A 21,778-nucleotide genomic window follows, 5' to 3' on the forward strand; every position below is an offset into this window, starting at 1 on the left:
AGTGCCCCTGCGCGGGCGTTCGACACGCCGGGCGGAACGCGCCGCGTCACGAGCCGCTGCCGGGCTCCCGCGGCCCGTCGCCGGGCCTCGGGGGCGGCCGGGGCGGGGGCGCCTCGCCGGCGGTGAGGTGCGCCAGTACCTCCACCAGCTCCTTGCAGGCCTGCTCCACGGAGCGCCGGGTGTTGCGCTGCTCGGTGATCACGGCGGACAGCAGCAGCGCGGTGAGCGCCATCGCCCCGTTGAAGGCCTGGAGTTTCGCCATGACCTCGATCCGGCTCAGCCCCGCGAAGGCGCCGACGGCGTCCGTCGCCGCGACCGTGGCCAGCACGGACGTCAGCAGGGCGCAGAGCATGCTGCCCGCGAGCTGGAAGCGCAGCGCGGCCCAGATGATCAGCGGGTAGACGAGGAAGAGCAGGCTGATCGAGCTGTAGGCGGCCAGTGGCACGATGGCGCAGGCGACCACGGCCATCGCGGTGGCCTCCTTCCAGCGTCCGAGCGGCAGCGGCCAGCGGGTGCGGCGCAGCATCAGCAGGACCGGGGTGACGAGCAGGACGCCCATCGCGTCGCCCACCCACCAGGCCAGCCAGACGGCCCAGAAGGCGTGCGCCGCCAGCTTGTCGGTCAGGACCAGCACGCCCACGCCGAAGGTCGCGCTGATCGTGGTGGCCGCCAGCGCGCCGAGGAACACCAGGGCGAGCCCGTCGCGCAGCCGGCTGATCTCGGGGCGGAAGCCGGACCGCCGCAGCAGCAGCACCGCGATCACCGGGGCCACCGTCTGCCCGAAGAGGATGCCTACCACGTCGGGGCCGGGGGTGCCGAGGGACCAGGTGGCGAACAGCGCGCCGACCGTGATGGCGGGCCAGCAGGCGAGGCCGAAGAACATCAGGGCGGCCACGGCCACTCCGGTGGGCGGCCAGATCGGGGTGACGACGGCGCCCTCGACCGCAAGTTCGCGCATGAGTCCCAGGCGCGCCGCCCCGTAGTAGCAGGCGGCGACCACCAGAAGCTGGACGGCGTAGCCGCCCGGCCGGCGCAGATCCTGGAGAGGCACCACAGCAGCAATCTCACACCGGTGGCCGTACCTCTGCGAGGCGAGCGGCGTCCGGTCCCGCTCTATGGCTGAACGCCGGGCCGCCGCCGGGACCCCCCGGCCACCGCGTCCCGCCAGTGCGCGCCGGGCCCGTCGAGGCCCGCGACCAGGACCGCGGCGTCGTCCTCGTGCCCCACGCTCTCGGCGCCCTTGATCACCGCGGCGGCCAGCGCGTAGGGCTCGAGTCCGGAGACGGCGGCGATGCCGGCGAGCCGGACGACCTGGTCGAGGCCGTCCTCGACGGCGAGCGAGGGGCCCTCCACCACGCCGTCGGTGAGCAGCACGAACACCCCGCCGGTGGTGAGCCGGTGCCGGGTCACGGGGTACGCCGCGCCGTGCTGGATGCCGAGCGGCGGTCCTCCCTCGTCCTCCGCGACGCCTGATTTGCCGTCGGCGGTGGCCCAGACGAAGGGTATGTGCCCGGCCCGCGCGCTCTCCAGGACGCCGGTGGCCGGTTCGAGCCGCATGAAGGTGCAGGTGGCGAACAGCTCGATGCCGAGCGAGAGCAGCAGCTCGTTGGTCCGGGCCAGGATCTCGCCCGGCTCGGTGCTGACGGAGGCGAGGGCCCGCAGCGCGGTCCGCACCTGGCCCATGAAGGCGGCGGCCTCGATGTTGTGGCCCTGCACGTCCCCGATGGACATCCCGATGCGGCCGTCGGGCAGGGTGAACGCGTCATACCAGTCGCCGCCCACGTTCAGGCCGTGGCAGGCGGGCGCGTAGCGCACCGCGAGGTGCAGTCCGGGCGCGGCGGGCAGGTCCGGGGGCAGCATTCCGCGCTGCAGGGCGATGGCCAGTTCGACCTGGGCGCGCTGCAGCTCGGCACGCTCGCGCGCCTGGGCGGTGAGCATCCCGAGCCGGACCAGCAGCTCGTCGCCATCGTCCGTGGAGCGCTTGCGGGGCATGGATCACATCCGGCTGGGCGGCAGCCTTTTACGGCAAACGCCTAGATTTTACCCATTCGTGGTGATTCTCCGCAGGGGGCGGGGCGCCCGAGACGGTCGGCGGGGCCGCGTGGCCCCGCGATCCGCCCGGTCAACGGACCTCCGAGTCGATACCCGTGACGAACGCGGGTCCCAGCGGCGCCGACCGCTCGTCCAGACCGGCGTCGCGCAGCGCCGAGTCCGCGAGCCGGCGTGCCTCGTCCTCGGCGTGCGGGCCGGTGTCCGCCTCGACGGTCAGACGGAGGGTGAAGGTGTTGTCCTCGTTGACGTTGAGTACGTCCAGGTCCTCGGTGCTGCCCATCCGCGTGGTGTGCGGATCGGCCGGCCGGAGGGCCCGGCTCAGCCGCGCGCGGGCCTCGTCCCCGACTCCCGTCGTGAAGGTACCGGGCACGGTGATGACGTAGGTCGTCATGACGATCCTTTCCTCGGGCGTACCCCCGCCTACCCCGATTCACGGGCTTCGCACGGGGGAGGCGCCGCGACGCCGTGGCCGCTCCGGGTCAGACCCAGCCGTCCAGCGCCGTCATGAAACCCTCGAAGTCGTCGCGGTAGAGGGTGTGACCGGCGTTCGGCACCCAACGGACCATGAAGCCGCGCCGCACCAGCTCGTCGGCCTGCTCGGGCGGTACGAGACTGTTCGCGCCGGCCAGCACCACCAGGGACGGCACCACCGGGCGCACCGGGGTCCGGCTGACCGCGAAGGCGTCGGGGAACGCCTGGACGGTCGCCGCGTCCCAGTCGGCGATGGCGGCCAGTTCGACGTCCACGTCGGCGTCCTCCCAGCGCGGGTTGAACCCCCGGATCACGGTGCGGTCGACGAGCTTGAAGTCGCCGAAGGCGGCGGCGGCCGTCACCGCGCGCTTCCCGAGCTCCCACGCCGGGTCGCAGTAGACGGCCCGTTCCGGCGCCAGCCGCTCCACCGCGAGCGCGAGGGCCATGCCGCCGAGCGAGTGGCCGACCGCCAGCTCGACGCCGGCCGGCAGGGTCTCCACGAGGTCGTCCGCCCAGGTGGCGGCGCCGTACCCGCCCCGGCCGCTCGCGCCGTGGCCGCGCAGGTCGACGCCGATCACCCGGTAGCCCCGGTCCGCGAGCACCGGCGCGACCCGGCGCCAGGTCCGGTGGTCGGACATGATCCCGTGGATCAGGACGGCGATCCGCTCCCCGGTCCCCCACTCGCGGGTGTGCAGCTTCATCGGCTCGCCTTTCTCGTCGGGGCGCCGCAGGATCCTCGCACCGAACCGGCGGCCGATCCACCGGGACCGCCGGCGCGTCCTCCGGGAGCGGCCGCGCCCGCCGGCGGTACGGCGGGCGGCGGGGCTGACGGCGTCACAGCGGGGAGTGCGCCACCACCGTCACGTAGGCGCCGTAGAGCAGGGAGGCGGCGGCGAGGGCGCAGCCGACGAGCAGGGCCTGGGCCGGCCGCGCCCGCCAGGTCCGGGCGAGCGCGCGGGCCGGCGGGATCAGCAGCGGGAAGGCCGGCAGCAGGAAGCGGGGCTTGGACGAGAAGGATCCCGAGCCGCCCAGCACCAGCAGCACCAGGACCGCCGCGAACACCACCAGGGCCAGCGGGGCGCGGTCCAGGCAGAGCAGCCCGAACAGGACCACGCCGAGCAGGACGAGCAGCAGCGCGGCGGGGTAGACGACACCGCCGCCGTACAGGAACAGCAGCCGGAGGAAGCGCAGGGCGCCGGCGCCGAAGTCGAAGCGCGAGTCCCAGGCGCTCTGGACCGTGAAGTAGCCGCGGAACAGGTCGCCGGTCCGGGCGCCCACCCACAGCACGTACCCGAGCCAGCCGAGCGGCGCGAGCAGGACGCCGGCCCACAGGGCGGCGGGCGCCCGGCCGCGCCGGCGCAGCAGTTCGTGCGCGGCGGCGATCCCGAGGGCCGCGGCGACGGCGAACCCGGTCGGCCGGGCCAGTCCGGCCAGCGCGGCGAGCGAACCGGCCCACAGCCAGCGGCCCTTGAGCAGGCAGTACAGGGACCAGACCGCGAGCGCGGCGAACAGGGACTCGGTGTAGGCGATGGTCAGCTCGACGGAGTGCGGCAGGACCGCCCAGAGGGCCACCAGGGCGGTGGCGGCGGCCCGCCCGTACAGGTGGTGGCCGATGAGGTAGAGGCCGTACGCGGCCACGCCGGCGGCGGCCCAGGCGACCAGCAGCCCGGCCTGCCCGGGGGTGCACGGCAGCACGGTCAGCGCGGCCCGGACGAGCCAGGGGTAGAGGGGGAAGAAGGCCCAGTCGGTCTGCACCGCGCCGGACGGGGTGATCCAGATGAGGTGTCCGTAGCCGTGGGCGGCGATGTGCAGGTACCAGCGGGAGTCCCAGGAGTGGGCCAGGCTCCTGGTCAGGGTGTGGCCGGCGAGGTGATCGGCGGTGATCACGACGAGGATCCCGGCGAGCCGGACCGCGGCGAACAGCGCGAGGGCCGCCGGAGCGCCGTCGGGCATCCGGTGCCGGGCCACCAGAGGCCGTCCCGGGCGGCGGAGGGGACCGGACGGGGCGGCCGGCTCGGGCCGGGGTACGGAAGACGTGCTCACGCCCCCGACCTTGGCCAGAGCGGTACGGGCGCGCAACGCGCGACCCGCCTTTCCGGGCGTCTTCCACCCTGATTCAGGAACGGGCGGGAGCCCCCTGCCGGAGACCCTCGGAAAGATCGAAGTAGGGTGTGGTTACCATATGAGCGCTGCCTAGCTCGAAAGATAGATCTGTGACTGTCAACGACGACTCGTTCACCAACTGGATGCACCGCGAGGAAATAGCGGAGTCCATGATCCCGATCATCGGAAAGCTGCACCGCGAGCGGGACGTGACCGTCCTGCTGCACAGCCGCTCCCTGGTGAACAAGTCGGTGGTCAGCATCCTGAAGACGCACCGCTTCGCCCGGCAGATCGCCGGTGAGGAGCTGTCGGTCACCGAGACCATGCCGTTCCTCCAGGCCCTGACCACCCTCGACCTCGGGCCCTCCCAGATCGACCTCGGCATGCTGGCCGCCACCTACAAGGCCGACGACCGCGGCCTGAGCGTGGCGGAGTTCACCGCGGAGGCCGTCGCCGGCGCCACCGGCGCCGACAAGATCGAGCGCCGCGAGCCGCGCGACGTCGTCCTCTACGGCTTCGGCCGCATCGGCCGCCTCGTCGCCCGGCTGCTGATCGAGAAGGCCGGCTCGGGCAACGGCCTGCGGCTGCGCGCCATCGTGGTCCGCGGCGGCGGTGGCCGTGCCGCCGAGGACCTCGTCAAGCGCGCCTCGCTGCTGCGCCGCGACTCCATCCACGGCCAGTTCCAGGGCACCATCACGGTGGACGAGGACAGCAGCACGATCGTGGCCAACGGCAACGCGATCAAGGTGATCTACGCCGACGACCCGTCGCACATCGACTACACCGAGTACGGCATCCGGGACGCCATCCTCATCGACAACACCGGCAAGTGGCGCGACCGCGCGGGCCTGTCGGAGCACCTGCGCCCCGGCATCGACAAGGTCGTGCTGACCGCGCCCGGCAAGGGCGACGTCCCGAACATCGTGCACGGCGTCAACCACGACACGATCAAGCCGGACGAGCGGATCCTGTCCTGCGCCTCCTGCACCACCAACGCGATCGTCCCGCCGCTGAAGGCCATGGACGACGAGTACGGCGTGCTGCGCGGCCACGTGGAGACCGTGCACTCGTTCACCAACGACCAGAACCTGCTGGACAACTACCACAAGGCCGAGCGCCGCGGCCGCTCCGCGCCGCTCAACATGGTGATCACCGAGACCGGCGCCGCCTCGGCCGTGGCGAAGGCGCTGCCCGACCTCAAGGCGCCGATCACCGGCAGCTCGATCCGCGTGCCCGTACCGGACGTCTCGATCGCGATCCTCAATCTGCAGCTGGCCCGCGAGACCACCCGCGAGGACGTGCACGACTACCTGCGGAACGTGTCGCTGACCTCGCCGCTCAAGCGCCAGATCGACTTCACCACGGCGCCCGACGCGGTCTCCAGCGACTTCATCGGATCGCGCCACGCGTCGATCGTGGACGCCGGCGCCCTCAAGGTGGAGGGGGACAACGCCATCCTCTACCTCTGGTACGACAACGAGTTCGGCTACTCCTGCCAGGTCGTCCGGGTCGTCCAGCACGTCTCGGGCGTGGAGTACCCGACGTACCCGGCGACGGCCGTCTGACGCCGTAGCGCCGGTCACACGACGGCCGCCGACCGGAAGCCCGGTCGGCGGCCGTCGTGCTCGCCGCCCGCGGCCGGGCCTGCCGCGGCCGGGCGCGGACGCCCCCCGAGGAGCCGGTCACGCCCCGGCGACGCTCCAGGTGCGCGCGGCCCACGCCCTCAAGTGCGGTGCCCCGGCGACCAGTTCGCGGTACGCGCCGGTGGCCGACTGCATCAGCGCCTCCACGACGTCGTCACCGACCGCGTCGGGCCGCCAGGCCAGCACATAGCGGCACCACAGCGGCGAGCCGGCCAGCGGCCGCACCGCGACGTGCGGGATCGGGCGCAGGGTGGGCTGGACCAGGGACACGCCCAGCCCGTCGGCGATCATGCTCTGGAGCTGCGTCTGGTCGCCGAGGAACTCGTGCACGGTGACGGGGGTGAAGCCGGCCGCGGCGCACGCGTCGTAGAACACGGCGGGCCAGCCGGCGCCGTCGTCCGGGGTGACGAACCACGGGTCCTCGGCCAGGTCCGAGAGCTGCACCTGGGCGCTCTGGCGCAGCCGGTGGCGGGCGGGCAGGGCGACGAACGTCGGCTCGGTGACGATGCCGCGGTGGCGCACGGCGGGCGAGTGCGCCAGTTCCCGGCCCGGGTAGTCGGCGGCGATGGCCGCGTCCACCGCGCCCTCCTCCAGCAGCTCCACGATCCTCGAAGAGGCGTAGACGCTGGTCACGGCGACGGACAGATCCGGAAGACGGGCGCGGACGCGGGAGACGGCGCCCGAGAGCATGGGCGAGTTGGTCGCGGCCACGCGCAGGGTGCGGCCCGGACGGGCGGCGGGCGGCCGGTGGCCGATGGCGTCGGCGCGGGCCAGGACGTCCCGGGCCTGGGCGACGACCTCGGCGCCGTACGGGGTGGGCCGTGCCCCGCTCGCGCCGCGCTCGAAGAGCGGCTCGCCGAGATGGCGTTCGATGCGCCGGAGCTGGGTGCTGACGGCGGGCTGCGAGTAGCCGAGCTGCGCGGCGGCGCGGCCCACGCCGCCCGCGTCCGCGATCGCGCACAGCACCCGCAGGTGCCGGAGCTCAAGCTCCATCGCCCACTCCCCGTCTCCTCGGTCCGGCTCGCACGAGCCCCGCACGATTGTCCACCCTGCGGCAGCATGCCGACACTCCCTATCACCTTTTCGCACTTGCCTAAAGCATTTAGGTAAACGCATAATGCATGAAGCCGAAGAGGAGGAAGCTGATGGTGCGCGCAGGTCTGACCACGGAGCGTCTGGTCCGGGCGGGGGCCGAGCTGGCCGACGAGGCCGGCTTCGAGCAGGTGACCGTGTCGGCGCTGGCCCGGCGCTTCGACGTCAAGGTGGCCAGCCTGTACTCGCACCTGAAGAGCTCCCAGGACCTGAAGACCCGCATCGCGCTGCTCGCGCTCGAGGAACTCGCCGACCGGGCCGCCGAGGCCCTGGCCGGCCGGGCCGGGATCGACGCTCTGCGCGCCTTCGCGGACGCCTACCGCGACTACGCCCGTGAGCACCCCGGCCGCTATCAGGCGGCGCGGTTCCGGCTCGACCCGGAGACGGCCGCCGCGAGTGCGGGCGGCCGGCACGCGCAGATGACCCGGGCGATCCTGCGCGGCTACGACCTGGCCGAACCCGACCAGACCCACGCCGTCCGGCTGCTCGGCAGCGTGTTCCACGGCTACGTCGATCTGGAGGCGGCCGGCGGCTTCAGCCACAGCGCCCCCGACTCCCAGGAGTCGTGGACCCGGATCCTCGACGCCCTCGACACGCTGCTGCGCGAGTGGCCGGCTCGCTGAACTCCCCGAACCCCCGATACGACAGGCTCCTTCCGATGCCCTCCACCCCGTCCGACTGGATCACCACCCCGCTGACCGCCGGCCTCGTGCGCGGCGCCCTCGACCTCGAACGCACCGAGCACGGACTGCTGCCGCACCGGCTGCCCGCCCGGGCTCGGGCCCAGTGCGCCGATCCGCAGCTGCGGATGGCGGAGTCCCAGCCCTCCGGCGTACGGCTGGTGCTGCGCACCCGTGCCACCGCCGTCGAACTCGACACCCTGCCCACCAAGCGCGTCCACACCGGAGCGCCACCGCGCCCGGACGGCGTGTACGACCTGCTCGTGGACGGGCGCCCGGCCGGCCGTGCCGTCGCCGCCGGCGGCAACACCCTGACGATCGACATGGTCGCCGGCACCGCCGAGCACCGGCCCGGCCCGGTCGCAACCGTGCGTTTCACCGGCCTCGAGGACCGCGTCAAGGACGTCGAGATATGGCTGCCGCACAACGAGACCACCGAGCTGGTCGCGCTGCGCACCGACGCACCCGTCGAACCGGCGCCCGACCGGGGCCGCGCGGTGTGGCTCCATCACGGAAGCTCGATCAGCCACGGCTCCGACGCCGCGAGCCCCACCACCACGTGGCCGGCGCTGGCCGCCTCGCTCGGCGGGGTGGAGCTGATCAACCTGGGCCTCGGCGGCAGCGCCCTGCTCGACCCCTTCACCGCACGCGCGCTGCGCGACACGCCCGCCGACCTGATCAGCGTGAAACTCGGCATCAACCTGGTCAACACGGACCTGATGCGTCTGCGCGCCCTGGGGCCGGCCGTCCACGGCTTCCTCGACACCGTCCGGGAGGGCCACCCCGGCACACCGCTGCTCGTGGTCTCGCCGATCCTGTGCCCCATCCACGAGGACACCCCGGGCCCGAGCATGCCGGACCTGTCCGCCCTGAGCTCCGGACAGCTGCGGTTCCGGGCCGCCGGGGACCCGGCGGAGGTCGCGCGGGGCAAGCTCACCCTGGGCGTCGTCCGGGCGGAGCTGGCCCGGATCGTGCGGGAACGGGCCGCCGAGGACCCGCTGCTGCACTACCTCGACGGCCGTGAGCTGTACGGGGAGGCCGACTTCGCCGAACTGCCGCTGCCCGACGGGCTGCACCCGGACGCCGCCGCGCACCGGCGGATCGGCGAGCGCTTCGCCTCGCTCGCCCTCGCCCCGGGCGGCCCGCTCGGACGCCGGACCGGCCGATCGGCTGACGGGCTGACCGGCGCCGGCTGACAGCCCCTCACACCAGGTGGGCGAAGACGACCAGGTTGTCGGTGTAGTCCCGCACCGTGTGGTCGTAGTCCCCGGCGCAGGTGATGAGCCGGACCTCGGGGCGGTCGGCGTCGGCGTACACCCGGTCGCTGGGGAACGCGTCCTTGGCGAAGGTCTCGGTGTCGTCCACGACGAACTCCGCCTTCCGCCCGTCGGCCCGGTCCACGGTGAACCGGTCGCCGCGCCCGAGCTCGTAGAGGTTGGCGAAGACGGCCGCCGACGTGACCGTGTCCACATGACCGGCGATGATCGCCGTGCCCTTCTCCCCGGGCGTGACGCCGTCGGCGTACCAGCCGACGAGGTTGGTGTCGGCCGCCGGCGGCGGCTGGAGCTGCCCGGTGGAGGCGAGCGAGAGGGGGGTGAAGGGGGCGTCCACGGAGATCTTCGGGATGACCAGGCGGGTCGGCGTGGCAGGGGGCAGCGACCGCTCCGCCTCATCCGTGCCGGACCCGTCCGTGCCGGGCTGCTCGGTGCCGGCCGGTGTTCCGGCGCTCACCGTCGTGCCGCCGGGCGCCTGCGGGGCGTCGCCGTCGCCGCGATGGCCGCCGAACAGGCTGACGGCGATGAACACGATCGCTACGCCCCACAGCGTCAGGCGCCCGCCGCGACCGGCGTTCTGCGCGTCCTGCGCCCGTTCGGCGGAGGCCGGGGCCGAGGGGCCGGCAGACCCGGAGGCGGGAGAACCGGGGCCGGAGGAAGGGCCCGGCGAGGAGGTACTCGGGGAAGAGGGGTCCGGGGAAGAGGGAACTGCTGCCATCGGACATCACCTCACTCGGGCACGGCAGCACAGGCGTCGGGCTCTTTCAGGGCGCGGCGCCGCCGGCGCGGGGACACCGGCGGCGTACGCGGCCCTGAGAGAAGAGGGGGCCGGTCAGGACGCCGGCTCGACGGCCTTCTTGCGGCGCAGCGCGTACATGCCGGTGGCGCCTACGGCGAGCACCGCCAGACCGCCCGCGGTGATGCCGGGAGAGGCGAGGCCGCCGCCGCCGGTGTGCATGCCGCCGCGCGGCTTGTCGTGGTCGCCGCCGCCCCAGTCGTCCTTGCCTCCTCCGCTGTCCTTGCCGCCCCAGTCGTCCTTCCCGCCGCCGTCCCGGCCGCCGTCCTCCTTGCCGCCGCCCTCCTTGCCGCCCCCGCCTTCCTTGCCGCCGCCCTTTTCCTTGTCCCGGTAGGTCTCGGGGTCGAACCTGCTGTCGCCGCCGGAGCCCCAGTCGTCGCCGCCGCGGACCGCGGCGAGCGCACCGCCGCCCGTGTGCATTCCGCCGCGCGGACCGTCGTGGCTGCGGCCGCCGTCGTCCTCGCTGCTGTAGTCGTTGTCGTGGTCCTTGCCTGAGCCCTTGTCGTGGTCCCGGCCGGAACCCTTGTCGTAACCGCTGTCGGAGTCGCTGTCGTGCTCCTTGCTGTACGAGGAGTCGTCCCGGCCTCCGCCGTCCGCGGCCGGCGCGGCGAAAGCCGCAGCGGGCGTGGCGAAGGCCAGGGCGGCGGAGGCGGCCGCCGTGGCGAGAAGAATGCGGGCAGAGCGCATATCGGTGTCCTTCCGCCGTGGCCGGGCAGCGGATACGTCATCAGCTGAATGGACCCGGTCTCGACATGAACCACCGTCAGTCAGGCCGTGACGGCGCACCATCCGGGCGGCCCAGCCGGGTCATCGCGCCACCCGTCTGTCCCAGCGACACGCCGGGGCACCCTCCGTCCGGGGCAGTGCGCGTCACCCGGCCGCGCGCTCCGGCCGGACCCCGGCACGGGTGTCCCCCGTCCGGGCCGATCCGGCCGCGGGGCGGCGGTGGCAGGCTTGAGGGGAATCCGACGGCGCATCACATCACGGCGGAGTGACCGTTCCCCGGCCCGCCGAGGAGGGAGCCGCTCCATGACCCGCGCGACCACGGGCGGCCGGCGTCCGGTCCGGCGCCTGCTCGCGGCCTCGCTCGGCGGCCTGATCGGGGTCGCCGCGGTGGCCGCGCCGGCCGGGGCGGACGTGGGCGATGTGACGGTGCATCCGATCACCACCACGGCCGGCACGCTGCCCGCCGGCATCACCACCGGCCCGGACGGGGCGCTGTGGTTCGCGGGGTCGGGGGCCGGCCGTATCGGACGGGTCAGCGCCGAGGGCGAGGTCACGGACTTCCCCGCCTCCGGGCCGGACAGCCTGCCTCTCGACATCACGGCCGGTCCCGACCGGGCGCTGTGGTTCACCGAGGGCAGGGCCAACCGGATCGGGCGCCTCACCACCTCCGGCCGGCTCACGGAGTTCCGGGTCCCGACGCCGGACGGCTTCCCGGCCGGGATCGCGGCCGGGCCGGACGGCGCCCTGTGGTTCACCGAGCAGCACGCCGACAGGATCGGCCGGATCACCACGTCCGGCCGCGTCACCGAGTATCCGGTGCCGACCCCGGACGCCGCCGTCCGCTCCATCGCGGCGGGCGCCGACGGCGCGTTGTGGTTCACGGAACCGGCCGGCGGCAGGATCGGGCGGATCGGCGTCGACGGGCGGATCACCGAGTTCGGGCTGCCTCCCGGCGGGGCCTTCCCCGACGCGATCGTCGCCGGGCCCGGCGGCATGTGGTTCACCATGTCCGGCCCGCACCCGATCGGCCGGATCGACTCCTCGGGCCACGTCACCGGGTTCCGGCCGCCCGATCCGGACAGCGTCCCGGCCGGCATCGCACGCGGGCCCGACGGCCGGGTGTGGTACGCCGACCAGGCGGGCCGGATCGGGCGGATCGACGCGGGCGGCGCGATCACCTCCTTCCCGGTGCCGGACGGCGGCGACGCCGTGCCGTTCCGTCTCACCGCGGGTCCCGACGGGGGCGTGTGGTTCACCGAACTGCTCGGCAACGCCGTGGGGCGGGTCCGGGCCGTGCCGCGCTGAGCCCGTGACGTGATCCGCGGGCACACCGGAGCCTCTTGTTATGACCGGCGTCATAGAGCAGGCTGTTCGACGGCCGGCGGCCGGCCGGGGGCCGGTGGGGCGAGGTGGCGGGAGGACGCTGTGGTGGACGCGACGGCGCGGGACATGTGGGAGCTGTTCGAGCCCTTGCACGATCTGGTGTACTTCGCGCCCGAGGCGCGGCAGGCGGCGGACGGGCTCGGGATGCGCGGGTACTGGATGGGCTACTTCGCGCTGCGCGCCGCCCCGTTGGGACCGGTGTCCCCGAGCGTGGTGACGAGTTCCTTCTACGTCTTCCATCCCGCCCGGGTCGCCCGCGCGCTCCCCGACGCCTGGAGTCACGCGTCTCCCGCACAGGTGCTGGCGGCCCGCGCGGAGGCCGTGGACGCGGCGATGACCCGCCTGTTCGGGGCGGAGACGGCGCGGTCCGAGCGGTTCGCCGAGGCGGCCGACCTCGCGTGGGAGGCCGCGGCAGCGGCGGACACCAATGGCCGGGTGCTTGCCGCGGCCAACCAGGCGCTGGAGCGGCCCGGGAGAGCGGCCGCGCGGCTGTGGCAGGCGGTGACGACGCTGCGGGAGCACCGGGGCGACGGGCATGTCGCGGTGCTGGTGAGCCTGGGGATCGGCCCGTTGGAGGCCATGGTGCTCAAGGCGGCCGCCGGCGAGTCGGACGGGGCGTTCCTGCGGGAGACCCGGAAGTGGGAGCAGGAGGACTGGACGGCGGCCGAGCGGGCCCTGCGCGAGCGCGGGTTCCTGGACGCGCACGGCGCGCTGACCCGCGCCGGCGTGGCGGGCCGGGCACTGGTCGAGCGGCGGACCGACGAGGCGGCCGGGCGGCCGTGGCACGCGCTGGGCGCGGAGCGCACCGCACGTCTGGCCGCGCTGCTGGACCCGCTCGCCCGCGCCGTCCGGGAGTCGGGGCTGCTGCCGCCCGGCAATCCGGTGGGGCTCCCCCCGCGGGAGCCCGCGGCGCGGTGACGGCCGCCGGGCCTGCCCGGATCCGGCCGTAGCCGGATGAGAGAACGGCCGAAGCGTCCTCAGAAAGGGCTCATCCGCGGGTCGTACGCTGAGGCCGTGGTCGATCGAGACGAGGAACCAGGGCGGGTGGCGTCCCGGCTCACCGGGCGCCGGGTCACGGCCGCGCGGGCGCCGTCCGGGGCGCCGGCCGAAGTGACGCTCGAAGGCGGCACGGTGGTGATGGTCAAGCGCGGCGACGCCCCGGGCGCGGTGCGCGCCGAGGTGGCCGGTCTGCGCTGGCTGGGCACGGCGGACGCGGTGCGGGTGCCGGCGGTGCTCGGCCACGACGAGCGGTGGATGGTCATCGAGCGGGTGCCGACCGGGCGGCCGGACGGCACGGCGGCGCTGCGTTTCGGCCACGCCCTCGCCGCCCTGCACGCCGCCGGGGCGCCCGCGTTCGGCGCGCCGCCGCCCGGCGGGCCCGAGGCGGCGTACATCGGCGCCGCCCCCATGCGCAACGCGCCGGCGGCCGACTGGCCCACGTGGTACTCCGAGCACCGGGTGCTGCCGTATCTGCGGGCCGCCGTCGACGCCGGCGCCCTGCGGCCCGCGGAGGCCGCCCCGATCGAGCGGGTCTGCGCCCGGCTGCCGGACCTCGCGGGGCCGGCCGAGCCGCCCGCCCGGCTGCACGGCGACCTGTGGAACGGCAACGTGCTCTGGGGCGCGGACGGGGAGGTGCGGCTCATCGACCCGGCCGCGCACGGCGGGCACCGCGAGACCGACCTGGCGATGCTCCGGCTCTTCGGCTGCCCCCTGCTGGACCGGGTGCTGGCCGGCTACACCGAGGCCGCGCCCCTGGCGGACGGCTGGCGGGACCGGGTCGGTCTGCACCAGCTCTTCCCGCTGCTGGTGCACGTGGTGCTGTTCGGACGCGGATACACGGAACGGGCCGTGGCCGCGGCACGCGGAGCCCTGTCCGGATGAATCCGCCGCGACCGCGCGCAGCCTCGCGGCCTCCGTCGGCGTCCTAGTACCTGACGCCTCCGAACGGCCTTGCTTCCGACCATGGTTACGGAGCGTAAGGAAACCAATCACCCGTTCGATTCGTATAAGGACGTGAAAGCCGAATCAGGGAGAGACCCATGCAACCGTTCACGCTCAACTACGCGCGCCCCGCTGTGCAGTTGGACGTCACCGCACCGTACGCGTACGACTCCGGACTGCAGTTGAACGTCCTCCCGGACGGGCGGATCGCCGCCACCGACCACGCCACGCTGAGAGCGTTGGGGACGACGACCTCGACGGCCGGCTCCAAGACGCACTTCGACGACTGACGCGGGCCCACGGAAGATGACCGTGCTCATCCTGACCAGTGAAGAGGACGTGACGGCGGACATGGTGGTGCTCCGGCTGCGCCGGACCGGTGTGCCCGTGGTCCGGCTGGACCCCGCCGATCTCACCAACGGGGTAGCCCTGTCGGGCGAGTTCGTGCACGGCGCCTGCCGCGGGCATCTGTCCGTCGGCGGGCGCCTGGTGAGCATGGACGGCCTGCGCTCCGTCTGGGTGCGCAGGCCGGGCGAAGCGGCCGCCCGCGCCGCCCAGCCGTCCGCCTGGCTCACCGAGGAGTCCGCCCAGGCGCTGTACGGCATGCTGCGCTCCACGGGGGCACGCTGGATGAACCATCCGGACGCGGCGCGCCGCGCCCGGCACAAGCCCTGGCAGTTGAGGCTGGCGCAGGACAGCGGCCTCCCCGTGCCCGCGACGCTGATCACGACGTTCCCGCAGGCGGCCCGGGAGTTCGCCGAGCGGTTCCCGGACCTGGTGGTCAAGCCGGTCTCCGGCGCGCATCCGCAGGAGCCGCCGCGTGCGGTGCCCACCAGCCGGGTCGCGCCGGACGCGGACTTCTCCGCCGTGGCCTTCGGCCCGACGCTGCTGCAGCGGCGGATACCGAAGCGGGCCGACATCCGGCTCACCGTCGTCGGCGACCGGCTGCTCGCCGCGCGCAAGCCGGCCGATCCCGACGGCCACCCCGACGACGTGGACGTGCGCTTCGCGCCGTCGGTCTCGCCCTGGCTCCCGGACCAGGTGCCGCCGCGCGTCGCCGAGGCCGTCCTCCGCTACATGAAGGAAGCCGGACTCGCCTACGGCGCCTTCGACTTCGCGGAGGACGCGGACGGGATCTGGTGGTTCCTGGAGTGCAACCAGTCGGGCCAGTTCGGCTTCGTCGAGATGGACACCGGGCAGCCGATCGCGGAGACCATCGCACGGTGGCTGGCGGGCGACGGAGAGCCGGCGGCGCCGGACGCGGGTGACGACCGGGACACGGCGCCGTGACGCCGTCGGCTCCGGTCCGGACAGAGGAGGACCACATGCGCATCGGACTGCTGGGGACGGGCCCGTGGGCCCAGGCGGCCCACGCCCCCGCCCTCGCCGGGCACCCCGGCCTGGACTTCGCCGGGGTGTGGGGCCGCCGCCCGGAGGCGGCCGCCGAGCTTGCGGCGCGGTACGGGGTGCGGGCGTACGACGACGTCGACGCGCTGCTCGCCGACGTGGACGCGGTCGCGCTGGCCCTGCCGCCGTCCGTGCAGGCGGAGCTGGCGGTGCGGGCCGCGCGGGCGGGCCGTCATCTGCTGCTGGACAAGCCGCTGGCAGTGGGGGTGGCCGAGGGGCGGGCCGTCGTCGAGGCGGTGGAACGGGCCCAGGTGGCCTCCGTGGTCTTCCTCACCACCCGGTTCCAGAAGGAGCCGGAGGCGTGGGTCGAGGAGCAGGCCGCCACGGCGGGCTGGTTCACGGCGCGGGCGCAGTGGCTGGGGGCGGTGTTCACCGGTGACAGCCCGTTCGCCCACTCCCCCTGGCGGCGGGAGAAGGGCGCGCTGTGGGACGTGGGACCGCATGCGCTGTCCCTGCTGCTGCCGGTGCTCGGCGACGTCCGGCGGGTGGCGGCCGCCGCGCACGGCCCCGCCGACACCGTGCACCTGGTCCTGGACCACGCCACCGGCGCTTCGAGCACGCTCACCGTGAGCCTGACGGCCCCGCCGGCGGCGGCCGGGGCCGACCTCGAGCTGCGCGGCGAGGCGGGAACCGCGGTACTGCCGAGGAGCTCCGAGGGCGCGGTCCCCGCTCTCGCCCGGGCCGCCGACGCCCTGCGCACCGCGGCCCGCACCGGCCGCCCCCATCCGTGTGACGCCGCCTTCGGCCTGCGCATCACCGAGATCCTCGCCGCTGCCGAGGCCCGCCTGGCCGGCCACTCGGCCGATTAGGCCAACCAGGCCGACCGGCACCCACCCAGCGGCCCGCCGGTGGCCACGGGGGCTAGTCGGAGGTCAGCGGGCGGGCAGCGCGGCGATGGGCCCGGCCGCCCGGTCCGGGGGCCGCGGAGGGAGGTGAGGGCCCCGGAGGCGGCGTAGCGTGGGAACGTGACTCGGGTGCGTGGCGAGACGTCGCGTCGGGACGTGGAGGATCGCGGCTGGCTGCGGGGTGCGCCGCCGCCGCGGTGGGTGCGGGTGCTGCCGGTGCTGCTGCTCGTGGCGGTGACCGGGGCCACGCTCGTCACCCCGGAGGCGAGCGACCTCGGGTTCCTGCTCGGCGCGATCCCACCGCTCGCGGTGCTGTCGTACGGGCCCTGGGGCACGGCCGCGCTCGGCGGCGCGGTCGTCGCCGTGCTCCACGTGCCGGCCACGCATCTGAACCGCCCCGGTAACACGGACCTGCTCACCATCGTCTTCGTGGCCGTGCTGAGCGTTTTCGTGTCCTACGTGCGCAGCCACCGCGACGCCCAGCTCGTCGTGGAGCGGGCGATCGGGGAGGCCGTGCAGCGGGCGGTGATGCCACCGCTGCCGGAGCGGGTCGGCCGGATCGGCTGTGCCGGTTTCTACCGGGCCGCGCAGGACGGCACGCTGGTGGGCGGCGACTTCTTCGACGTGCGGGACGGGCCCGGCGGTGTCCGCGCGGTGATGGGCGATGTGCGGGGACACGGCCTGGCGGCGATGACGACGGTGGTGTCGCTGCTCGGCGCGTTCCGCGAGGCGGCCCTCGACCAGCCTGACCTCGAGGCGGTCGCGGCCCGGATGGACCGGAGACTCGGCATGGACGCGGCCGGCGACGGCCAGACGGAGCTGTTCGCCACCGCCGTGCTGCTGGAGTTCACCGGCGACGGCGACGCGGTCCGGGTCGTGGCCTGCGGTCATCCGCCGCCCGTGCTGCTGCACGGCGGGCAGGCCCGGGAGGCGACCGTCACGCCGGGCCCGCCGCTGGGCATCGGGCTGGTCGGTCTCGATCCGCCGAAGGAGGTCACGCTCGCCCTGGCGCCGGGCGACCGGCTGCTGCTGGCCTCGGACGGGGTGTGGGAGGCGCGGAACGCCGCCGGGTCCTTCTACCCGCTGCCCGACCGGCTCGGCCGTCTGGCCGCGGCCGCTCCCGCCGGGCTGCCGGACGCGGTGTGGGAGGACCTGGCGCGGATCGGTTACGAGGTCCGCGACGACGCCACCATGCTGGTGCTCACCCCCCGGCCGCCGGACGCCTGACCGGCACACCGGTGCCGGGGGACGCGCCGCGCCGCGCCGGTCAGCCGACGTCCCAGAGGAACCGGTGGGTGTGGATCCCGAAGTACGGGAAGGACTGGATCTCGCGGACGCCCTCGACGGGCCGGACCACGTCGTTGACGAAGTCGAGCAGCTCCTTGGGTCCCGGCGCGACCACCTCCGCGAACAGGTCGAAGCCCCCGGCGGTGAGCACCGAGTAGACCACCTCGGGGCGTTGCGCGAGCGCGTCGGCGACGGTCCGCGGGTCGCCGTCGACGACGATGCCGAGCAGGGCCATCGCCTGTCCGCCCATGGCCATCGGGTCGGTGACGCCGACGACCTGGACGGCCCTCGAGTCCAGCAGGCGCTGCAGTCGCTGCCGGGCCGCCGAGGCGGACAGGCCGACCCTGGGGCCCAGGTCGGCGTAGGCGATGCGGCCGTCGGTCTGCAGTTCGCGCAGGATGGCGCGGTCGGTCTCGTCCATCTGGGCGGCCGTCCTCTCTCAGTCCGCCAGTTCGGCCAGGGCCGCGGCGAAGACCTGGGTGTGGGTGTCGACGTCCTGCTCGGTGGTGTCGGGGCACATGAGGGCCATGTTGTGGAAGGGGGTCAGGAGGATGCCCCGGTTGGCGAGGTAGAGGTGCAGGAAGTCCTCCAGTTCCGGGTCGGCGGCGGCCGCCGACCCGGTGCCGGTGCGGGGCGCCGGGGCGGCGAAGCGGTACTCGGTGCGGGCGCCGAGCCTGCTGACCGACCAGGGCAGCCGGTGGGCCTCGACACCGGCCCGGACGCCCGCCTCGAAGCGCTCCGAGAGGCCCGCCATGCGGGCGAAGGCCTCGTCGGTGAGCACGTGCTCCAGGGTGGCGCGGGTCGCGGCGACCGACAGGGCGTTCCCGGCGAGGGTTCCGCCGACGCCGCCCATGTCCACCAGGTCCAGGTCTTCGCGGCCCAGCAGCCGGTCGGCCAGCTCGGCGGACAGGCCGTACGCGCCGGCCGGGATGCCGCCGCCGATCGCCTTGCCGATGGTCAGCAGGTCGGGTTCCAGGCCCCAGGCTGCCGTGCAGCCGCCGGGTCCGGCGGAGAAGGTGTGGGTCTCGTCGTTGATCAGCAGCACGCCGTGCCGCCGGGTCAGCTCGCGGACGCCGGCGAGGTAGCCGGGCTCGGGCAGCACGATGCCGATGTTGGTGAGCGCGGGTTCCATGAGCACGGCGGCGACGTCGCCGTGGGCCAGTTCGCGTTCCAGCCCGTCGAGGTCGTTGAACTCGGCGACCCGGCTGGTCAGCGTGACGTCGCAGGGCGCGCCGACGTTGCCGGGGCGGTCCGTGCCCCGGCCGTCGGGACCGACGACGATCAGCGACTCGTCGACGCTGCCGTGGTAGCAGTAGCTGTTGACCAGGATCTTCGGGCGGCCGGTGACGGCCCGGGCGAGCCGGATCGCCCACCGGTTGGCGTCGGTCGCGGTCAGCGAGAAGCTCCAGCGGGCCAGCCCGAACCGCCGGGTCAGCTCGGCGCCGACCCACTCGGCGTCCTCGGTGGGCAGCATGGCGGTGGCCCCGCCCAGGGTCTGGTACCGGTGCCGCACCGCCTCGGCGACCGGGGCCGGCGAGTGCCCGGCCATCGCGCCGGTGTCGCCGAGGCAGAAGTCGATGTACTCGTGCCCGTCCACGTCGGTGACCCGGGCGCCGCGTGCCCCGGCGAGGTAGCGGGGGAAGGCGCCGGCGGTCTTGTTCATCCAGGTCATCGGCACCCGGCCGAAGAGATGGTCGGCCTCGGCGTAGGCCGCCCTGGAGCGCGGGTTGCGGCGTTCGGCCTCGGCGCTCTCGCGGGCCAGGAGGGCGTGCAGACGCGAGCGGTCCATGGAGTACCTCGGTGCGTGCTGGGCGACGGAACAGTGGGAGCGTACAACCGGAAAGGCGCCGAATACAAGATCGGGCGCTTGAATCGGTCGTCGGCGCGATCGATTCCGCTGCCGCTGGGTCGACACGGCGCACGGCGTCGAGCGCGCCCCCCAAACGCCAGGCTGCGCCACCCCTTCCGCCAGATAGAAATATCTACCAGCATGCATATGCCGGGTTGGCGTGCGCGTGCACCGACTGCCCGGTCATGACCGTTTCCCGCGCCGCGGGCGGCCGAGCGACATCACCCGGAGCAGTGCATGAGGAACGCGATGTGGATGCGGGGCGTGGAGTGGCTCGCCGCGGCGGCGGCCGATCCGCGGGCCTGCAAGTGGGAGTGGGATCACGGCGACGGCGTCTCGGTCCTGGAGGCGGGCCGTTTCTGGGACGTGCTGAGCGTGCCGGACCGGCTCGGTCTGCTGGCCCTGGACCTGCTGTGGCGGCCCGCGCTGCCCGTGCCCGGCCCGGCCCTGGTGGACACCACCGCGGGACGGGTCGGTTTCTTCCTGCCTCCCGACCCCGCCGGCGGCTGGGTCGGCGCCGGTCTGCGGTACGCGACCAAGGGGTCCTGGGTCGCCGTACCGCCGCCGTACCGCTCCGCCCGCTCCCTGGAGTGGCTGATCCCGCCGGACGGCTCCGGCACGCTGCACGCGCCGGGCACCCTGGAAGCGGCGCTGCGGCAGGCCAACGGCGTGCTGGCGGTCACGGCTCCGCTGTGCGGCCGTTAGCGGACCGCCCCGAGGACCGTCCCTCCGCGACGAGTTGGGCGGCGACGGCCGGTGAGAGCGGCGCGGCCCGGCCGACGGGCGGGGTGCGGCCCCCGCCCCTATGCTGAGCAGGCAGGGCTCCGACGTCTCGCCCACCGCACGTCCGGCTCTCACGTGGTTGGAGTCGCCCATGTCGCACTCGCTCGCACGCCTGCGCAGGGGGGCCGCGGCAGCCGTCGTGGTGGGGACACTGACGGTGCCGTTCACCGGCGTTCCCGCCGGGGCGGCGCAGGACGCCGTACGCGCCGCGTCCGCCGCCGCCTCGCCGAGCCCCTCCCCGTCCGGACCGAATGCCGTCCGCGCCCTCACCCCCGACGTGACCCGTGAACTCGACGCCGCCGTGCGGCAGGTGATGCGCACGGCGAACGTGCCCGGCGTGACCGTCGGCGTCTGGACGCCGGACCGCGGCAGTTACGTCCGCTCCTTCGGCGTGGCCGACAGGAGCGACGGCCGGCCGATGACGCCGGACATGTACGTCCGGATCGGCAGTGAGACCAAGACGTTCACCGTGACGGCGCTGCTGCAGTTGGTGGACGAGGGGAAGGCCGCTCTGGACGACCCGATCGGCAGATACGTCGCCGGGGTGCCCAACGGCGACCGGATCACCCTGCGCGAGCTGGCCGGGATGCGCAGCGGGCTGTTCAACTACTCCGAGGACGACGGCTTCTTCAAGGCGCTCACGTCCGATCCGCAACGCCCCTTCACACCGCAGCAGTTGCTCGGCTACGCGTTCCGGCACCCGGTGATGTTCCCGCCCGGGCAGAAGTTCTACTACAGCAACACCAACCTCATCCTGCTCGGCCTGGTCGTCGAGAAGCAGAGCGGCCAGAGCCTCGGGGACTACATCCACCGGCACATCCTCGTCCCGGCCGGGATGAACGACACGTCGTTCCCGTCCGGCGCGGAGTTCCCCTCCCCGCACCCGCAGGGCTACACCGACCAGACGGCCGACGGCAAGGTGCAGGACACGGCCGACTGGAACCCGTCGTGGGGGTGGGCGGCCGGCGCCATGGTCTCCACCCTGGGGGACCTGCGGACCTGGGCGCCCACGGTGGCGACCGGCCGCTTCCCGGACGGCCGGCGGATGATCAGCCCGGCCGCGCAGGCGCAGCGGCTCGTCACACCGCCCACGCCCATCCCGGGCGCCGGGTACGGGCTGGGGATCTTCGACGTGCAGGGATGGATCGGCCACAACGGCTCGCTGCCGGGCTACGAGACCCTGACCGTGTATCTGCCCGAGGCCCGCACGACCCTCGTGGTGGCCCTCAACACCGACATCGACCACGACAACCAGGAACCGAGCACCCTGTTCGGGCAGGCGATCACGAGGATCATCTCCCCCGGCCACGTCTTCGACCTGCCGGCGGAACCCGCCGCCCGGTGACACGGGGCGGGCCGGCCGGCGGAGAAGGGGGCGGGGCCCCGACCGGTCCCCCGTGCCGGTCGTGCCCCGCGGACCGCCGACGTTACGCGCGGGACCCGGCG

22 protein-coding genes are annotated in these 21,778 nt (G+C 74.3%); 12 read left to right on the forward strand and 10 right to left on the reverse strand.

The window, feature by feature from the left end; translation table 11 throughout:
- Nucleotides 1–46 precede the first annotated feature (46 nt).
- The 5 genes from ACZ7JA_RS14645 to ACZ7JA_RS14665 all read right to left on the reverse strand — a co-directional run bounded on the left by ACZ7JA_RS14645 (nt 47) and on the right by ACZ7JA_RS14665 (nt 4,566).
- Nucleotides 47–1,054: an MASE1 domain-containing protein gene (locus tag ACZ7JA_RS14645; RefSeq protein WP_393437678.1), complete on the reverse strand. Its 1,008-nt coding sequence runs from the start codon at nt 1,052–1,054 to the stop codon at nt 47–49.
- Nucleotides 1,055–1,113: 59 nt separating this feature from the next.
- Nucleotides 1,114–1,992: a PP2C family protein-serine/threonine phosphatase gene (locus ACZ7JA_RS14650; RefSeq protein ID WP_351669901.1), complete on the reverse strand. Its 879-nt coding sequence runs from the start codon at nt 1,990–1,992 to the stop codon at nt 1,114–1,116.
- Between the two features lie 130 nt (nt 1,993–2,122).
- Complete coding sequence (locus ACZ7JA_RS14655) at nt 2,123–2,443, reverse strand: hypothetical protein (protein ID WP_351669904.1); 321 nt, start codon at nt 2,441–2,443, stop codon at nt 2,123–2,125.
- A gap of 88 nt (nt 2,444–2,531) precedes the next feature.
- A complete protein-coding gene (locus tag ACZ7JA_RS14660; protein ID WP_470808467.1) occupies nt 2,532–3,224 on the reverse strand; it encodes an alpha/beta fold hydrolase in 693 nt (230 codons plus the stop codon).
- Nucleotides 3,225–3,357: 133 nt separating this feature from the next.
- Nucleotides 3,358–4,566, reverse strand: coding sequence for a hypothetical protein (locus tag ACZ7JA_RS14665; RefSeq protein ID WP_351669910.1), 1,209 nt, complete (start codon nt 4,564–4,566; stop codon nt 3,358–3,360).
- Between the two features lie 170 nt (nt 4,567–4,736).
- Between ACZ7JA_RS14665 and ACZ7JA_RS14670 the strand changes: the two genes are divergently transcribed.
- Nucleotides 4,737–6,191 carry a glyceraldehyde-3-phosphate dehydrogenase gene (locus ACZ7JA_RS14670; protein ID WP_351669913.1) on the forward strand — a complete coding sequence of 485 codons (1,455 nt, stop codon included), beginning with the start codon at nt 4,737–4,739 and terminating at the stop codon, nt 6,189–6,191.
- A gap of 117 nt (nt 6,192–6,308) precedes the next feature.
- Here ACZ7JA_RS14670 and ACZ7JA_RS14675 read toward each other — a convergent pair whose 3' ends face one another.
- Nucleotides 6,309–7,262, reverse strand: coding sequence for a LysR family transcriptional regulator (locus tag ACZ7JA_RS14675; protein WP_351669916.1), 954 nt, complete (start codon nt 7,260–7,262; stop codon nt 6,309–6,311).
- A 152-nt stretch (nt 7,263–7,414) separates the two neighbouring features.
- Between ACZ7JA_RS14675 and ACZ7JA_RS14680 the strand changes: the two genes are divergently transcribed.
- Both ACZ7JA_RS14680 and ACZ7JA_RS14685 read left to right on the forward strand, forming a co-directional pair.
- The gene (locus tag ACZ7JA_RS14680) at nt 7,415–7,984 is read left to right on the forward strand and encodes a TetR/AcrR family transcriptional regulator (protein WP_389297471.1); all 570 of its coding nucleotides are present in this window, start codon (nt 7,415–7,417) and stop codon (nt 7,982–7,984) included.
- Between the two features lie 35 nt (nt 7,985–8,019).
- Nucleotides 8,020–9,237, forward strand: coding sequence for a GDSL-type esterase/lipase family protein (locus ACZ7JA_RS14685; RefSeq protein WP_470808471.1), 1,218 nt, complete (start codon nt 8,020–8,022; stop codon nt 9,235–9,237).
- 7 nt (nt 9,238–9,244) lie between these two features.
- Here the strand turns inward: ACZ7JA_RS14685 and ACZ7JA_RS14690 are convergent, their stop codons facing one another.
- On the reverse strand, nt 9,245–9,847 hold the full coding sequence (locus tag ACZ7JA_RS14690; protein WP_470808473.1) for a class F sortase: 603 nt from the start codon (nt 9,845–9,847) through the stop codon (nt 9,245–9,247).
- Between the two features lie 300 nt (nt 9,848–10,147).
- Nucleotides 10,148–10,798, reverse strand: a complete 651-nt coding sequence (locus ACZ7JA_RS14695) for a hypothetical protein (RefSeq protein WP_470808475.1) — start codon at nt 10,796–10,798, stop codon at nt 10,148–10,150.
- A 342-nt stretch (nt 10,799–11,140) separates the two neighbouring features.
- Here ACZ7JA_RS14695 and ACZ7JA_RS14700 point away from each other — a divergent pair, with 342 nt between their 5' ends.
- From ACZ7JA_RS14700 to ACZ7JA_RS14730, 7 genes are all read left to right on the forward strand, one after another.
- On the forward strand, nt 11,141–12,142 hold the full coding sequence (locus ACZ7JA_RS14700) for a Vgb family protein (RefSeq protein WP_470808477.1): 1,002 nt from the start codon (nt 11,141–11,143) through the stop codon (nt 12,140–12,142).
- Nucleotides 12,143–12,265: 123 nt separating this feature from the next.
- Entirely contained in the window at nt 12,266–13,138 is an 873-nt protein-coding gene (locus ACZ7JA_RS14705) for an SCO6745 family protein (RefSeq protein WP_470808479.1), read from the forward strand.
- Between the two features lie 126 nt (nt 13,139–13,264).
- Nucleotides 13,265–14,101: a fructosamine kinase family protein gene (locus ACZ7JA_RS14710; protein WP_470808555.1), complete on the forward strand. Its 837-nt coding sequence runs from the start codon at nt 13,265–13,267 to the stop codon at nt 14,099–14,101.
- A gap of 158 nt (nt 14,102–14,259) precedes the next feature.
- Complete coding sequence (gene tgmA / locus ACZ7JA_RS14715) at nt 14,260–14,451, forward strand: putative ATP-grasp-modified RiPP (RefSeq protein ID WP_014670659.1); 192 nt, start codon at nt 14,260–14,262, stop codon at nt 14,449–14,451.
- Nucleotides 14,452–14,467: 16 nt separating this feature from the next.
- Nucleotides 14,468–15,451: an ATP-grasp ribosomal peptide maturase gene (tgmB, locus tag ACZ7JA_RS14720; RefSeq protein ID WP_351669936.1), complete on the forward strand. Its 984-nt coding sequence runs from the start codon at nt 14,468–14,470 to the stop codon at nt 15,449–15,451.
- A gap of 35 nt (nt 15,452–15,486) precedes the next feature.
- On the forward strand, nt 15,487–16,377 hold the full coding sequence (locus tag ACZ7JA_RS14725) for a Gfo/Idh/MocA family protein (RefSeq protein WP_404033014.1): 891 nt from the start codon (nt 15,487–15,489) through the stop codon (nt 16,375–16,377).
- Nucleotides 16,378–16,533: 156 nt separating this feature from the next.
- Nucleotides 16,534–17,640: a PP2C family protein-serine/threonine phosphatase gene (locus ACZ7JA_RS14730; RefSeq protein ID WP_470808482.1), complete on the forward strand. Its 1,107-nt coding sequence runs from the start codon at nt 16,534–16,536 to the stop codon at nt 17,638–17,640.
- A 40-nt stretch (nt 17,641–17,680) separates the two neighbouring features.
- Here ACZ7JA_RS14730 and ACZ7JA_RS14735 read toward each other — a convergent pair whose 3' ends face one another.
- Both ACZ7JA_RS14735 and ACZ7JA_RS14740 read right to left on the reverse strand, forming a co-directional pair.
- A complete protein-coding gene (locus ACZ7JA_RS14735; RefSeq protein WP_450745662.1) occupies nt 17,681–18,121 on the reverse strand; it encodes an Lrp/AsnC family transcriptional regulator in 441 nt (146 codons plus the stop codon).
- A gap of 18 nt (nt 18,122–18,139) precedes the next feature.
- Complete coding sequence (locus tag ACZ7JA_RS14740) at nt 18,140–19,489, reverse strand: transaminase (RefSeq protein ID WP_470808484.1); 1,350 nt, start codon at nt 19,487–19,489, stop codon at nt 18,140–18,142.
- 297 nt (nt 19,490–19,786) lie between these two features.
- Here ACZ7JA_RS14740 and ACZ7JA_RS14745 point away from each other — a divergent pair, with 297 nt between their 5' ends.
- Both ACZ7JA_RS14745 and ACZ7JA_RS14750 read left to right on the forward strand, forming a co-directional pair.
- Nucleotides 19,787–20,254: a hypothetical protein gene (locus ACZ7JA_RS14745; protein ID WP_389297454.1), complete on the forward strand. Its 468-nt coding sequence runs from the start codon at nt 19,787–19,789 to the stop codon at nt 20,252–20,254.
- A gap of 169 nt (nt 20,255–20,423) precedes the next feature.
- Complete coding sequence (locus tag ACZ7JA_RS14750; RefSeq protein ID WP_470808487.1) at nt 20,424–21,677, forward strand: serine hydrolase domain-containing protein; 1,254 nt, start codon at nt 20,424–20,426, stop codon at nt 21,675–21,677.
- Nucleotides 21,678–21,778 lie beyond the last annotated feature (101 nt).

The sequence above is a fragment of the Streptomyces sp. NPDC038135 genome (genome assembly GCF_055601245.1).